We start from the raw sequence: 14,023 nt of genomic DNA, 5'->3' as shown, positions 1-14,023 counted from the left end.
TTACATTACCACCAAACCAAAATCATCAGCGCAAGGCATACCGAAAGCGCAAAGAAAGAGAGATCCATCAACAGTGGATGCCAAATGTCCCCGGCATACATCCAGTCTCGCAGGCAGCGGTGGATAATTAGCCAAAACAGGAAGCCAAGCAGGACAGCCTTGAATAAAGGGGGAAAATAAATTGAGGCACCGACTACAAGATCTTGTAGTGGTAGTCCAGGCAGGTGAAGATTCGATATCACAAACAAAAATCCTTTGCAATTATAGCGTTATGACTCGATAGTGTGACTTCTTTTGAAATAAATATACATTATTTGTAACAGTGTAATGCATGTGGCGGGCTAACGCGCACGTGGCTTTTCATTTGTTTTGCTAATTTAAATACTGCACACTATTCTAAAATCAGTATAATAACTTAGCAAGCTAATTATAAGGAGATGAAATTGGAATCGCCATTAGGTTCTGATCTGGCACGGTTGGTGCGCATTTGGCGTGCTCTGATTGACCATCGCCTCAAACCTCTGGAACTGACGCAGACACATTGGGTCACGCTGCATAATATTCATCAGCTGCCGCCTGAACAGTCGCAAATCCAACTGGCAAAAGCGATCGGCATCGAGCAGCCGTCTTTGGTACGGACTCTGGACCAGTTGGAGGAGAAAGGGCTTATTTCTCGCCAGACCTGTGCTAGTGACCGTCGTGCCAAGCGCATCAAATTAACTGAAAAAGCGGCTCCGCTGATTCAGGAAATGGAAGCGGTTATTAATCACACTCGCGGCGACATCCTGGCAGGAATCTCTACTGAGGAGCTCGGGATGCTGACTTCGCTTATTCGTAAGCTTGAGCAGAACATCATCGACCTACAGTCACGCGATTGACATAAAAAACCCGCGACTCTCGCGGGTTTTTTCTTTAGGCCAATTCACACCACACTTCAACGCGATTACGCCCAGCCGCTTTTGCGCGGTACATCGCCTCATCCGCTCGACGCACGCACTCTTCGACAGATACTGATAGGCTTTCTGCCGTATACACGCCCATGCTGATGGTTATTGACTCCGGCAACTGACCGTTGCTACTGAGCGCATCGTGCTGACTGAGTGACAATCGTATACGTTCAGCAATTGAGTGCGCGGTTTCCGGCGCAGTATTCACCAGCAGTAGGGCAAACTCTTCGCCACCGATACGCGCGGCGATATCGTTTTGACGCACAGAATCTTGCAAGACTTTGGCGACGAACTGAATGACTTTGTCACCCTGCAGGTGGCCATACCGATCGTTAATACGCTTGAAGTGGTCGAGATCGCTGACAATAACTGATACCGGATGACCATGACCGATTGAAGGCTGTAGCGCGGTAAACGAGTCATAGAAATAGCTGCGATTATACAGTCGTGTTAACGGATCGCGGATAGAGTTCTGGTACGAGTCCAGGTACTTAGCGTTGGAGTGCCGATAAAGCATGAAGACATCACTAAAGAGCACGAAAATCAAAAACAGTGTTGAAATGGTTTCAAACAGCCGTGCCTGATACCAACTGTAGCTGGCAACGTTCTCCCCGCCCATAAGAACGAGCAATGTGAATATGTAGCACGCACAAAAGAATGCGCCGCTATACCAAAAAACATTATGCAATTGTGTTACGACTAATATGGTTAGCAGCGTGAAAACCCAGACTGCAATTAAACTCCATGCGAAAAACTCTTTCCAGATATGCGTGTACTTAAAAGTAATGTTATCAATGAAGTCGACATGCAACGTTAAATTATTGCTGGAGTATTGCCATGCTAAATACATCATTATCAGGCTAAGGGAAACAATCATACTTAAGATAATTAAATGTATTTTACGGGTGTGCATTTCACGTTCTTTGAACGCATACAGGATGACGGCAATAATGAAGAGTGCCGCCATCAGGATGTTGCGAAAAGAGAAGAAGATTAGCGCATCATTATAATTCGTTTGATTCAGTCCACCACACAGGAACCAGCCTGGGTAGCTGTTTAAGGTCCCGAGCATCAGGAGTGCTGAGGCAGTGAAGGCACAGGCGATGGGCATCAGATACAACTGATGCTTATCGCAGGTGTATTTCATGACCATGAATACGGCGATCATGCTGTGGAAGACCATTAAAAAAATGGTCAGGGTGGGAAATAGAATAGGGGCAATGGCCGGAATGTGTCGTATGACGGAATGTGAAAGATGATTTAGAACAAATGTTCCTATCGCCGTAATCGTGATGAAAATCAAAAAACGCCGGAGAGGGAATTTTAAGAGCATATATGTATCCTGTTTACGCTAAGCGCTGCAAGCTTGGCCATCCTGGCCCTATATGCTTTATAGTTTACTGGACTATCTGTAAAGAAATATTGTTTATGCGCAAATAATAGAGTGGCTAAATGGATTTTATATATTCATCATATGAATATAATTTGCAGAAAAGGCGGAAATACGGATAGTTGAAAATAGCGTACGCGGTTGAAATAACCGCGTACGCCGGGAAGTCTTAGCGTGGGGAAACGGTCACCTGGCTGCCATTGCTCGCCATCACGACGCGCTGACCTGCAGAGAAGCGGGTATCACCCTGTTTCTGCACAACCATAATGGTGTTGCCATCGTCCTTACGAATTTCCAGTTCCACACCCTGGGTTTTGTTCATTGCACCCTGAACGCCCTGGCCGGCTACGCCGCCTGCCACTGCGCCTGCTGCGGTAGCCAGCGAACGCCCGGTACCACCACCGATGGTATTACCCAGGAAACCACCCAGCACTGCACCACCGATAGCGCCGATAACGTTGCTATCGTCGCCGCCTTGAATTTGAACAGGACGGACGTGGACAATCGTACCGTAGGTCACGTTCTGGACCTGTTTCGCTTCAGAGGCAGAGTAGACATCGCCAGACAGGCCGCTGTTGCTAACACATCCAGCCAGGGACAAACCAATCATTGAAACAGCCAATACGCGTAACATCATTATGAATCTCCAGTTCAACAGAATTGCCCTCATGAGCATCCCTACTGAACAATTATATGGTATTTGATCGACGCGGTCATATACTCCGCATTTATTCTTAAAATAATAATCCGGACAGGTTTAACCGACGTTAAACGTGCGGTGAAATCTATAGGCGCAGTGAATTATGGTGCCTGGTACCTATATTGTTAAAAAATATTATTACTTAATAGCATTACGTGCCACTTTATGCTGGAGTGTTAACCCTGCAAACGTGACTAAGGACGGCGTATGAAATCCGGGCGATATATAGGCGTGATGTCGGGAACCAGTCTTGATGGTGTGGATGTGGTCCTCGCCGCTATTGATGAAAGCAGAGTGGCCCAGTTGGCCAGCCTTTCATGGCCCATCCCTATTGCGCTGAAAGAAGCGGTGCTGGCTATTTGCCAGGGCCAACCGCTGACGCTCTCACAGCTTGGCCAATTGGATAATCGGTTGGGCAATTTATTCGCCGACGCCATTGTTGCGCTAATGTCCCAGGAACATCTCAAGGCTCAGGATATTGTTGCTATCGGCTGCCATGGACAAACGGTCTGGCATGAGCCAAAGGGCGATGCGCCGCACACGATGCAAATTGGTGACAACAATATTATTGCTGCTCGCACCGGTGTCAGCGTAGTAGGGGATTTCCGCCGTCGTGATATGGCGCTCGGTGGGCAGGGCGCACCTCTGGTCCCCGCCTTTCACCAGGCGTTGTTAGCCCACCAAAGCGAGCGACGAATGATCCTCAACATTGGCGGTATTGCCAATCTTTCCCTGCTGGTGCCGGGCCAACCGGTGAGGGGATTTGATACCGGCCCTGGCAATATGCTGATGGATGCGTGGATCTGGCGAAGCCTTGGTAAACCATACGATAAAGATGCCGAGTGGGCTAATGAAGGTAAGGTCATACTGCCGCTGTTGCAGGATATGTTGAGCGACCCGTATTTTGCCGCTCCTGCGCCAAAGAGTACCGGGCGCGAGTATTTCAACTATGGCTGGTTGGCGCAGCTGCTGGCGCGTTACCCAGGTTTGCGCCCGCAGGACGTTCAGGCGACGCTTACGGAGCTGACAGCCGTCACGATTAGCGAACAGGTGCTGCTGAGCGGCGGCTGCGATCGTCTGCTGGTTTGCGGCGGTGGAAGCCGAAATCCACTGGTGATGGCGCGTCTGGCCGGGCTATTGGCGGGTACAGAGGTGGCCACCACCGATGAATACGGTATTAGCGGCGACGATATGGAAGCGTTGGCATTTGCCTGGCTTGCCTGGCGTACGGTTGCTGGCCTGCCGGGGAATCTGCCTTCGGTAACCGGTGCCTCTGAAGCGACTGTCTTAGGGGCTATTTTCCCCGCGAACCCACAGAATAATAAGAGTTAACTGAAATCTTCTTTTACCATGGGCCTGTAGACTGAAATAACACGTGAGTGAGAAAATCACTCCTTGACCAGGAATGTCGAAAGGCCCAATACAATGAAAAAACTTCTTATTGCTGTTATCCCTTTGATGCTTGCCGGCTGTAGCACCTATAACCAGTTTATGGAACGTATGCAAACCGACACGCTGGAATATCAGTGCGACGAAAAACCGTTAACGGTTCAACTCAATAACCCGCGTCAGCAGGTGAGCTTCGTTTATGACAATCAGCAGTTGAATCTGCCGCAGGGCATCTCTGCATCAGGAGCGCGTTATACCGACGGTATCTACGTGTTCTGGTCGAAAGGCGATGAAGCAACCGTTTATAAACGCGACCATATCGTGCTGAATAACTGTAAGTTACAAAACCCCAAGCGTTGAGATTTTCGGACGGGCGGCGCACAATAACGCCACCTACTGACAACGATTTCAAACGCCATGTCTGATAACGAAGATCTGCAGCAAATCGCGCATCTGCGCCGAGAATACACCCGTGGCGGCCTTCGTCGCCACGATCTCCCCGCCGAACCTCTCCCGCTTTTCGAACGCTGGCTTGGGCAAGCTTGTGAGGCTCGTCTGGCCGATCCTACGGCGATGGTCGTGGCAACGGTGGATGAGAACGGTCAACCGTATCAGCGCATTGTGCTGCTCAAACACTATGACGAGAAGGGGCTGGTGTTTTACACCAACCTTGGCAGCCGCAAAGCGCATCAGTTGGAAAAGAACCCACACATCAGTTTGTTGTTCCCATGGCATATGTTGGATCGCCAGGTGATGGTCATTGGTAAAGCGGAACGCCTGTCGACGCTGGAAGTGATGAAATATTTCCACAGCCGTCCACGCGACAGCCAGATTGGCGCGTGGGTATCTAAACAGTCCAGCCGTATCTCAGCGCGTGGGATTCTCGAAAGCAAATTTCTTGAACTGAAGCAAAAGTTCCAGCAGGGGGATGTTCCGCTGCCGAGCTTCTGGGGTGGTTTCCGCGTGAGCATTGAACAGATGGAGTTCTGGCAGGGCGGTGAACATCGCCTACACGATCGTTTTTTATACCAGCGTGAAGCTGACGCGTGGAAAATTGACCGTCTGGCACCGTAAACGCCGAAATTTGTTGTTTTAAGCGCTAGCGCAGAAAGCGTCAGCGCTTTATTCTATAAGGCTTTCGCGTCTGGCGAAAAGTCGTGTACCGGCAAAGGTGCAGTCGGATATAGATGGAGAATTTGATGGCAAGCAGTAACTTGATTAAACAACTGCAAGAGCGGGGGCTAGTTGCCCAGGTAACGGACGAGGTAGCGTTAGCAGAGCGACTGGCGCAAGGCCCGATCGCGCTCTATTGCGGCTTCGATCCTACCGCTGACAGCTTGCATTTGGGGCATCTTGTTCCTTTGTTATGCCTGAAACGCTTCCAGCAGGCAGGGCATAAACCTGTTGCGCTGGTGGGTGGTGCGACCGGTCTGATTGGTGACCCAAGCTTTAAAGCCGCCGAGCGTAAACTGAACACCGAAGACACCGTGCAGGAATGGGTTGCTAAAATCCGTAAACAAGTTGCACCATTCCTCGACTTCGACTGTGGCGACAACTCAGCAATCGCGGCCAACAACTACGACTGGTTTGGCGGCATGAACGTGCTGACTTTCCTGCGTGACATCGGCAAGCATTTCTCTGTTAACCAGATGATCAACAAAGAAGCGGTGAAGCAGCGTCTGAACCGTGACGATCAGGGGATTTCCTTCACTGAATTCTCTTACAACCTGCTTCAGGGTTATGATTTTGCCTGCCTGAACAAACTGCACGGCGTCGCGCTGCAGATCGGGGGTTCCGACCAGTGGGGTAACATCACCTCCGGTATCGATTTGACCCGTCGTCTGCACCAGAATCAGGTATTCGGTCTGACCGTTCCGCTGATCACCAAAGCTGATGGCACCAAATTCGGCAAGACCGAAGGCGGCGCGGTATGGCTGGATCCGAAAAAAACCAGTCCGTACAAATTCTACCAGTTCTGGATTAACACGGCTGACGCCGACGTTTACCGCTTCCTGAAGTTCTTCACCTTCATGGACATTGAAGAGATCAATGCCCTGGAAGAAGAAGACAAAAACAGCGGTAAAGCGCCACGCGCCCAGTATGTACTGGCCGAGCTGGTGACCCGTCTGGTTCACGGTGAAGAAGGTCTGGTGGCGGCAAAACGTATCACCGACAGTCTGTTCAGCGGTTCCTTGAGTGCGCTGAGCGAAGCGGACTTCGAGCAGTTGGCGCAGGATGGCGTGCCGATGGTTGAGATGGACAAAGGCGCAGATCTGATGCAGGCGCTGGTGGACTCCGAGCTGCAGCCGTCCCGCGGCCAGGCGCGTAAAACTATCGCCTCTAACGCTGTCACCATCAACGGTGAAAAACAGGCCGATCCAGAATACTTCTTCCAGGACAGTGATATACTGTTCGGACGCTATACGCTGTTGCGTCGCGGTAAGAAAAACTACTGTTTGATCTGCTGGAAGTAATATTCCGAAACAGGGGGGCGTGGGAAACTACGCCCCCTTCTTTTTTGTCGTCTGAGTAGAACTAATGAACAACATCCTCGCCATTCAGTCCCACGTTGTTTTCGGTCATGCGGGCAACAGTGCAGCCGAGTTTCCTATGCGCCGTCTGGGCGCGAACGTCTGGCCATTGAACACCGTTCAATTCTCCAACCACACGCAATACGGTAAGTGGACGGGCTGCGTGATGCCGCCAGCGCACTTGACCGAGATTGTGCAGGGTATCGCAGATATCGACCAGCTATCACGCTGCAGCGCCGTGTTGAGCGGTTATTTGGGTTCTGCGGAGCAGGGCGAGCATATTCTCGGCATCGTTCGTCAGGTCAAAGCGGCGAACCCGCAGGCGAAATTCTTCTGCGATCCGGTGATGGGACATCCGGAAAAAGGCTGTATCGTGGCGCCAGGCGTGGCTGAATTCCACACACGTCATGCATTGCCGGCGAGCGACATCATTGCCCCGAACCTAATTGAGCTGGAAATTCTCTCCGGCCACGAAGTGAAAGATGTCGATGACGCGGTACGCACGGCGCGCGAGTTGATTGCTCAGGGGCCTGAAGTTGTGTTGGTAAAACATCTGGCGCGTGCGGGTTATAGCCAGGATCGTTTCGAAATGCTGCTGGTTACGGCGGAAGAAGCGTGGCATATCAGCCGCCCGCTTGTCGACTTCGGCGCACGTCATCCGGTCGGCGTTGGCGATGTGACCAGCGGTCTACTGCTGGTGAAACTGCTGCAAGGAGCGTCGCTGCGCGATGCACTTGAACACGTTACCGCGGCGGTGTATGAAATCATGCTGACGACAAAAGAGATGGGCGAGTACGAGCTGCAGGTGGTTGCAGCCCAGGACCGGATTGCAAAGCCGGAACACGACTTCAGCGCTACGCGACTGTAATTCGTGAAGTGTACCCGGCGGCGTTCTGACCGCCGGGCTCCATAGTAACGCGATAATCGCGTAGAGTCTTATTTCAACCCTTCAGCAGCGATGGCTGCCGCAACGGCCGGACGGGCAGCAACGCGAGCCATATAGTCTGCAATATTCTTATATCCCGACATCTCCAGCTTCACGGCAAAGGCCCAGCGCAGCACGGTAAACAGATACGCATCGGCAATGGTAAAGCGTGAGCCGCTAATCCACTGAGTTTCTGCCAGTGACTCATCAACGTAGGCCAGCTTTTTATCCAGCAGTGCGCGCACCGTCGGTTTGTACTCTTCCGGGGTGTCCGGGCGGAACAGCGGTGTGAAACCTTTATGCAGTTCGGTCGCGATAAAGTTCAGCCATTCCAGCGTCTTGTAACGGTTGATGGTCCCCACCGGCGCCAGCAGTTGGCGGTCAGAAACGCTGTCGGCAATGTACTGCATGATCGCCACGCCCTCAGTTAGCAGGGTGTTATCGTCCAGCAGCAGCGCCGGAACCTGGCCCTTCGGGTTTACCTGCAGAAAATCGTCGCCGTTCTCCATACGTTTGTGCATCAGGTCGACGCCAATCAGCGAAAAGTCTTTTCCGCTTTCCCGTAGGGTGATGTGCGATGCCAGGGAACAGGCGCCAGGTTTGTAGAACAGTTTCATGGGTAACTCCTTCAGACTATGATTATTTTTGTGGTCCATCAGCAGAAGGGCGGCTGGCGGATATGCAGGTATGTTAGTGCTTGAGCGGACAAAAAAAAAGCCGCTAACGGAAGTTAGCGGCCCAAAATTATACGTTTCCCGATGACATTACGCGGAAGCGGCTTCACTCTCCGCAGCAGACTTCGGATCGTCCTGAGTCATGCGGTTCAGTTTTGGTGCGGTCAGCAGCATCAGCACGGCGACAACGGCAGTGGCAACACCAATCTGCAGGAATACGCGTCCATAGACTTCCAGCGACATGACCGGGTCGGTGACGTTTTCTGGTACCGCCATCATACCGGCAACATAACCGCCGATGATGTTTGCGCCAGCAGTGGTCAGGAACCAGCTACCCATGATGAAGCCCATCAGGCGCTGTGGAACCAGCTGTGCAACCATCGCCAGGCCCAGGCCAGAGATCATCAGCTCACCGATACTCTGCAGACCGTAGCTGATAATCAGCCAGTTAACGGAGACAATACCTGCGTCGCTGGCGAATTTCGCGCCCAGCGGCAAGACCAGGAATGCTCCGGAGCACAGCACCATACCAATAGCGAACTTGGTTGGCATCGGCAGGGTGTCACCCATTTTGTTGTAGATGGCTGCCAGAATCGGGCTACCAATGATGATCCAGAACGGGTTCAGGGCCTGATACTGTTCCGGTTCGAACGCGATACCCAGGATGGAGTGTTCAACGTTACGAATTGCGAAGAAGTTCAAAGAGGTCGGCATCTGGCTGTAGAGAACGAAGAAGATAATCGCTTCCAGCATCAGGATGAAGGCCACAATCATCTTACGACGTGCTGCACCCTGCATTGCAAAGGCTTCTTTACCGAAGATGAAAACGATACCCAGTGCAATGACGCCCAGAACCATACGCGCGATTTCCTGGTGGTGAAGCAGCCAGGTGGCTACGGTGACCAGGATAACGACGCCGACGATAGTCAGCAGCAGGTTGCGGTAGTTAGTCGGTTCAAAGTCAGGTTTGGAACCATACTGTTTAACCCAACGCTGGCAGAATGCGAAGTTAACAACGGTAATCAGCATACCCACAACGCTCAGTGCGAACGCGGTGCTCCAGCCGTATTTCGCGGCGAGCCAAGGTGTCGCCAGCATGGAGAAGAACGAACCGATGTTCACGGACATGTAGTACATGGTGAATGCACCGTCCAGACGCGGATCGTCTTTGGAATAGCAGGTAGAAAGCAGGGAAGATGGGTTGGCTTTGAACAGGCCATTACCCACGGCGATGGTCGCCATACCCATATAAACGACACCCGCATCGTGGCCGGACCATGCAACCAGCGCATAGCCGATTGCCAGCACCACGGCGCCCAGCATGATCACGCGTTTCGTGCCCAGCACTTTGTCGCCCAGCCAGCCGCCGATAGCAACCAGACCGTAAACTAATGCACTGAAGGAAGAGAACAGAGTGATGGAGTCTGCTTCAGACATACCCAGCTGTTTAACCAGGTAAACGGCCATAATGCCTTGCAGGCCGTAGAAGCCAAAACGCTCCCATAACTCAATAGAGAAGATGAGATAAAACGCTTTAGGTTGTTTGAAGGCGTTTAAACTTACGCTTTCAGTTGGTTTATTGTTTGCAGTAGACACATATACCTCTTATTTACATCCCAATCTCTGGGGGGTGTACTGGGCGGAGTGCTCATTTTGGCATCCACCTTATAGTTATTCTGGAGGGAAACGGGAAGTAATGTTCACTATCCTGCGCTTTCAGACAAGGCCTTTGCAATACTCTGTTACAAATAAAAAGACTGGTATAATTAACCAGCAATACAAATGTTATTCAGCGTTAAATTTCATGCTTTAAAAATAGATGGTTTATTATTCTAAGATAGACCGGTAAAAACTGGATATTAACCATATCTTCTGCTGATGACGCTTGAATATAGTGATATAGGCTGAATTCTTAAAAAATGCTGGATGATCGTCTTGTGCATTGCAAAAGTTGCATTGTGATGATGTAGGCCATTTCTACGTAAAGAAACATTAATGCAACATTGTGTTGCTCGCATGATCTTGTCAGCGATTGTATAGAAATTTTCGCTAGCGATGACATGTTTAACCTGTAAAAACGGTATATAGGCGTTATAAATGCCAAATAGTGAATAATTATATGGGATTAAACGTGGGTTTAGCGTGAGAGGAGGGCGCGGTGGGCTGACTTGCGACACCGCGTAAAATGGTCTAAAGCTCGATTTTCTCTTTATATTCACACAGATCTTCAATAATGCACGATCCGCAGCGTGGTTTACGTGCAATACAGGTATAGCGTCCGTGCAGGATTAACCAATGGTGGCAATCGACTTTAAACTCAGCGGGAACAACCTTTAGCAGCTTCTCTTCGACCTGCTCAACGTTTTTGCCTGGTGCAAAGTTTGTGCGATTACACACGCGAAAGATGTGTGTATCGACGGCGATAGTCGGCCAACCGAACGCGGTGTTCAATACCACGTTCGCTGTCTTACGCCCGACGCCCGGTAGTGCTTCCAGCGCGGCACGATCTTCCGGGACTTCACCGCCGTGCAGCTCCAGCAGCATTCGGCAGGTTTTAATAACGTTTTCGGCTTTGCTATTAAACAGCCCGATAGTTTTGATGTATTCCTTTACCCCATCAACGCCCAAGTTCAGCATCCCCTGCGGCGTATTGGCCACGGGGTAGAGCTTTGCGGTGGCTTTGTTGACGCTGACGTCGGTGGCCTGAGCGGACAACAGCACGGCAATCAGCAGTTCAAATGGCGAGGTAAAGTTCAGTTCCGTAGTCGGATGCGGATTGTTGTCGCGCAGGCGAGTCAAGATCTCAAGGCGTTTGGCTTTATTCATCAGGCTTTCTCTGCCGCATCAACATCGACGCTTTCAGCCGCAACGGCTTTAGCACGACGCTGTTTCGTCCGTTCATCGATCAAATATTTGATTGCCAGCAGCATGCCTAGGCCGATAAATGCGCCCGGCGGCAGCATGGCCAGGAGGAATGGTGTGTCGGTATGGAACAGTTCAATACGCAGTGATTTTGCCCAACTTCCTAGCAGACCATCCGCGCCATCAAACAGTGTTCCGTTACCTAACAGTTCGCGAATCGATCCCAACACAAACATGGTGCAGGTTGCCCCCATACCAATGGCAAAGCCATCGAGCGCCGACAGCGCAGGCCCTTTCTTGGCGGCAAAGGCTTCGGCACGACCAACCACGATACAGTTGGTGACGATAAGCGGAATAAAGATCCCCAACGACTGGTACAGACCAAACGCATAGGCGTTGATCAGCATCTGCACGGCGCTCACCACCGACGCAATGATCATCACATAAATCGGGATGCGAATTTCAGCTGGCGTCCAGCGACGAAGGCTGGAAATGGCCAGGTTGGTCAGGGTTAGCACCAGCGTGGTTGCCAGCCCCAGGCCAAGGGCGTTGGTCGCCGTAGAGGTGACCGCCAGCAGTGGACACATCCCTAGTAGTTGAACTAGCGCGGAGTTATTTTTCCACAGCCCCTGGACGATAACCTCTTTAACCTCGCTCATGATTTATTCTCCACAGGCTTGCAGTTGTGAAAGTTGGTTTGGCAGCGTTTCGGCATACAGCCCGGCACGCTTAACGGCATTGACGACGGCGCGAGGGGTAATGGTAGCCCCAGTAAACTGATCAAACTGACCGCCATCTTTTTTCACCGCCCACTGGGCGTCGTTGGTGCCGCTGATTTTCTTCCCCGCAAAGAAGGTAATCCAGTTCGACAGGCGCAGTTCAATCTTATCACCAAGCCCTGGTGTTTCATGGTGTTCCGTCACGCGGGTGCCGAGCACGGTGCCGTTGAAATCGGCACCGACTAAAAGCTGAATTGCGCCAGAGTAGCCATCCGGAGCGGTGGCCTCCAGCACGGCAGCAACCGGCTTATCGTCCATGCGGGCGATATAGACTTTATGTTGCCCTTTCCCTAGCTCAGGTGCGGTCACCACAAAACAGCTTTTCAGCAGCGCATTATTATAGCTGTCAGCGGGCACCACCTGCTGGAATAGCGCGTTTTGCTGCTTTTCAGCCTGTTCATCAATGGTGTGCTTGGTGAGCTGGTTAATGGCTGCCGTCAGACCTGTCGATCCGGCGGCGAACAGCGCCAGCGTGACACCGTGTTTACGCATGGTTTTTAACATGGTGAGTCCTTAACGGTGTCCGTAGGTACGCGGGCGCGTGTAGTAGTCGATCAGCGGCACGGTAATGTTCGCCAATAAAACAGCAAAGGCCACGCCGTCCGGATAACCGCCAAAACTACGAATCAGCCACACCAGTAGCCCGGCTAGCGCGCCAAAAATCAGGCGACCGCGATTGGTGGTGGAGGCCGTTACCGGGTCAGTCAGGATAAAGAATGCGCCGAGCATGGTTGCGCCAGAAAGGATATGCATCTGCGGGGAGGCAACGTTTTCAGGATGCAGCAGCCAGCCGAGCGTGGAACAGACCGCGAGGCTGACCAGGAAGCTCACCGGGATGTGCCAGCGAATGGCTTTTTGCCACAGCAGGAACAGCCCCCCGACCAGATAGGCAATATTCACCCACTGCCAGCCAATGCCAGCCAGCGCGCCGTGGTAGATTGCGCCATTAAGGATTTGCTCAACCGGCTGCCCCGCATGAAGCGAGGTCTTAAAGGTATCCAGCGGAGTGGCCTGGCTGATGCCATCGATGCCCATTCTCAGCGCAGTCATGTCCTGACCGGTAGCGGTGTGGCCAGTAAAAATCATCTGAATCGCGTCGACAAAACCGGGTACGGTGGCCGCAATGTCATGCGGCGGCAACCATGAGGTCATCTGTATCGGGAAGGATATCAACAGTACCACGTAACCAATCATTGCTGGGTTGAAAGGGTTTTGCCCCAAACCACCGTACAGCTGTTTGGCAATAATGACGGCAAACACGGTGCCAAGTACCACCATCCACCATGGCGCAAACGGCGGAATACTGATAGCTAACAGCAGCCCGGTCAGCAGGGCGGAGTTGTCTGCCAGCGTCTGAACAATATTCTGTTTACGCAGACGGAGCACCAGTGACTCGGCAATCCAGGCACTCACAATTGCCAGCATCAGCTGAATAACGGTCCCCCAACCAAAGAACCAACTCTGCACCAGGATCCCTGGCAGGGCGGCAATCACGACCAGCATCATGATGCGCGATGTCTGGCGATGGTTATGGGTATAAGGGGAACTTGCGATTTTGAAAACCATTTAATCCTCGTTAACGGCCTGAGCGGCTTTCCTGGCTTGAACTCGGGCAATCGCAGCGGCGACGGCAGCTTTGCGTGAGTCGTCGTTGGCGGCGGGTTCATCGATATTTTGCTGCGCTGCTTTGCGTGCCTTCGCGCGTGCAATAGCGGCTTCTACAGCGGCTTTACGCGGGTCTACCGTTTCTTCAGCGTCAACTGGCGCGGCTTCGCTTTCGGCCTGCTGCGCTGCTTCTGTCTCTTATACACATCTCCGAGCCCACG

General features: G+C 51.9%; 15 protein-coding genes. 6 read left to right on the top strand and 9 right to left on the bottom strand.

The genetic code is table 11. The features are described 5' to 3' along the window. Positions 1-5: 5 nt before the first annotated feature. A complete protein-coding gene (locus KP80_RS00075) occupies positions 6-242 on the bottom strand; it encodes a DUF1656 domain-containing protein (RefSeq protein WP_052281532.1) in 237 nt (78 codons plus the stop codon). Positions 243-437: 195 nt separating this feature from the next. On the opposite strand from KP80_RS00075, the gene slyA reads away from it, so the two are divergent. Next, a complete protein-coding gene (gene slyA, locus KP80_RS00070; RefSeq protein ID WP_052281531.1) occupies positions 438-878 on the top strand; it encodes a transcriptional regulator SlyA in 441 nt (146 codons plus the stop codon). Between the two features lie 34 nt (positions 879-912). Here slyA and KP80_RS00065 read toward each other — a convergent pair whose 3' ends face one another. Together KP80_RS00065 and slyB are read right to left on the bottom strand one after the other, a co-directional pair. Further along, positions 913-2,280 carry a GGDEF domain-containing protein gene (locus tag KP80_RS00065; RefSeq protein ID WP_052281530.1) on the bottom strand — a complete coding sequence of 456 codons (1,368 nt, stop codon included), beginning with the start codon at positions 2,278-2,280 and terminating at the stop codon, positions 913-915. A gap of 226 nt (positions 2,281-2,506) precedes the next feature. After that, positions 2,507-2,974 carry an outer membrane lipoprotein SlyB gene (slyB, locus tag KP80_RS00060; protein ID WP_052281529.1) on the bottom strand — a complete coding sequence of 156 codons (468 nt, stop codon included), beginning with the start codon at positions 2,972-2,974 and terminating at the stop codon, positions 2,507-2,509. A 270-nt stretch (positions 2,975-3,244) separates the two neighbouring features. Here slyB and anmK point away from each other — a divergent pair, with 270 nt between their 5' ends. The 5 genes from anmK to pdxY all read left to right on the top strand — a co-directional run bounded on the left by anmK (position 3,245) and on the right by pdxY (position 7,825). Next, complete coding sequence (anmK, locus tag KP80_RS00055; protein WP_052281528.1) at positions 3,245-4,369, top strand: anhydro-N-acetylmuramic acid kinase; 1,125 nt, start codon at positions 3,245-3,247, stop codon at positions 4,367-4,369. Positions 4,370-4,462: 93 nt separating this feature from the next. Next, the gene (mliC, locus tag KP80_RS00050; RefSeq protein ID WP_052281527.1) at positions 4,463-4,786 is read left to right on the top strand and encodes a C-type lysozyme inhibitor; all 324 of its coding nucleotides are present in this window, start codon (positions 4,463-4,465) and stop codon (positions 4,784-4,786) included. 57 nt (positions 4,787-4,843) lie between these two features. After that, on the top strand, positions 4,844-5,500 hold the full coding sequence (pdxH, locus tag KP80_RS00045; RefSeq protein ID WP_052281526.1) for a pyridoxamine 5'-phosphate oxidase: 657 nt from the start codon (positions 4,844-4,846) through the stop codon (positions 5,498-5,500). Between the two features lie 125 nt (positions 5,501-5,625). Beyond that, positions 5,626-6,900: a tyrosine--tRNA ligase gene (tyrS, locus tag KP80_RS00040; protein ID WP_052281525.1), complete on the top strand. Its 1,275-nt coding sequence runs from the start codon at positions 5,626-5,628 to the stop codon at positions 6,898-6,900. A 64-nt stretch (positions 6,901-6,964) separates the two neighbouring features. Further along, positions 6,965-7,825 (top strand): pyridoxal kinase PdxY, encoded by an 861-nt coding sequence (gene pdxY / locus KP80_RS00035; RefSeq protein WP_052281524.1) that lies wholly within the window; start codon positions 6,965-6,967, stop codon positions 7,823-7,825. 68 nt (positions 7,826-7,893) lie between these two features. Here pdxY and gstA read toward each other — a convergent pair whose 3' ends face one another. The 6 genes from gstA to rsxD form a co-directional block, all read right to left on the bottom strand. Further along, the gene (gene gstA / locus KP80_RS00030) at positions 7,894-8,499 is read right to left on the bottom strand and encodes a glutathione transferase GstA (protein ID WP_052281523.1); all 606 of its coding nucleotides are present in this window, start codon (positions 8,497-8,499) and stop codon (positions 7,894-7,896) included. 147 nt (positions 8,500-8,646) lie between these two features. Continuing rightward, the gene (dtpA, locus tag KP80_RS00025) at positions 8,647-10,152 is read right to left on the bottom strand and encodes a dipeptide/tripeptide permease DtpA (RefSeq protein WP_052281522.1); all 1,506 of its coding nucleotides are present in this window, start codon (positions 10,150-10,152) and stop codon (positions 8,647-8,649) included. 594 nt (positions 10,153-10,746) lie between these two features. Then, positions 10,747-11,382, bottom strand: a complete 636-nt coding sequence (gene nth / locus KP80_RS00020; RefSeq protein ID WP_052281521.1) for an endonuclease III — start codon at positions 11,380-11,382, stop codon at positions 10,747-10,749. Next, entirely contained in the window at positions 11,382-12,077 is a 696-nt protein-coding gene (locus KP80_RS00015) for an electron transport complex subunit E (RefSeq protein WP_052281520.1), read from the bottom strand. The genes nth and KP80_RS00015 overlap by 1 nt, the downstream gene beginning before the upstream one ends. Before the next feature lie 3 nt (positions 12,078-12,080). Beyond that, the gene (gene rsxG, locus KP80_RS00010; protein WP_052281519.1) at positions 12,081-12,701 is read right to left on the bottom strand and encodes an electron transport complex subunit RsxG; all 621 of its coding nucleotides are present in this window, start codon (positions 12,699-12,701) and stop codon (positions 12,081-12,083) included. A gap of 9 nt (positions 12,702-12,710) precedes the next feature. After that, positions 12,711-13,763 (bottom strand): electron transport complex subunit RsxD, encoded by a 1,053-nt coding sequence (gene rsxD, locus KP80_RS00005; RefSeq protein WP_052281518.1) that lies wholly within the window; start codon positions 13,761-13,763, stop codon positions 12,711-12,713. Positions 13,764-14,023: the final 260 nt, after the last annotated feature.

This window comes from Kluyvera genomosp. 1, from assembly GCF_001266615.1.
GTDB lineage: Bacteria > Pseudomonadota > Gammaproteobacteria > Enterobacterales > Enterobacteriaceae > Kluyvera > Kluyvera cryocrescens_A.
This window is presented reverse-complemented; position numbering and strand designations above follow the sequence as displayed.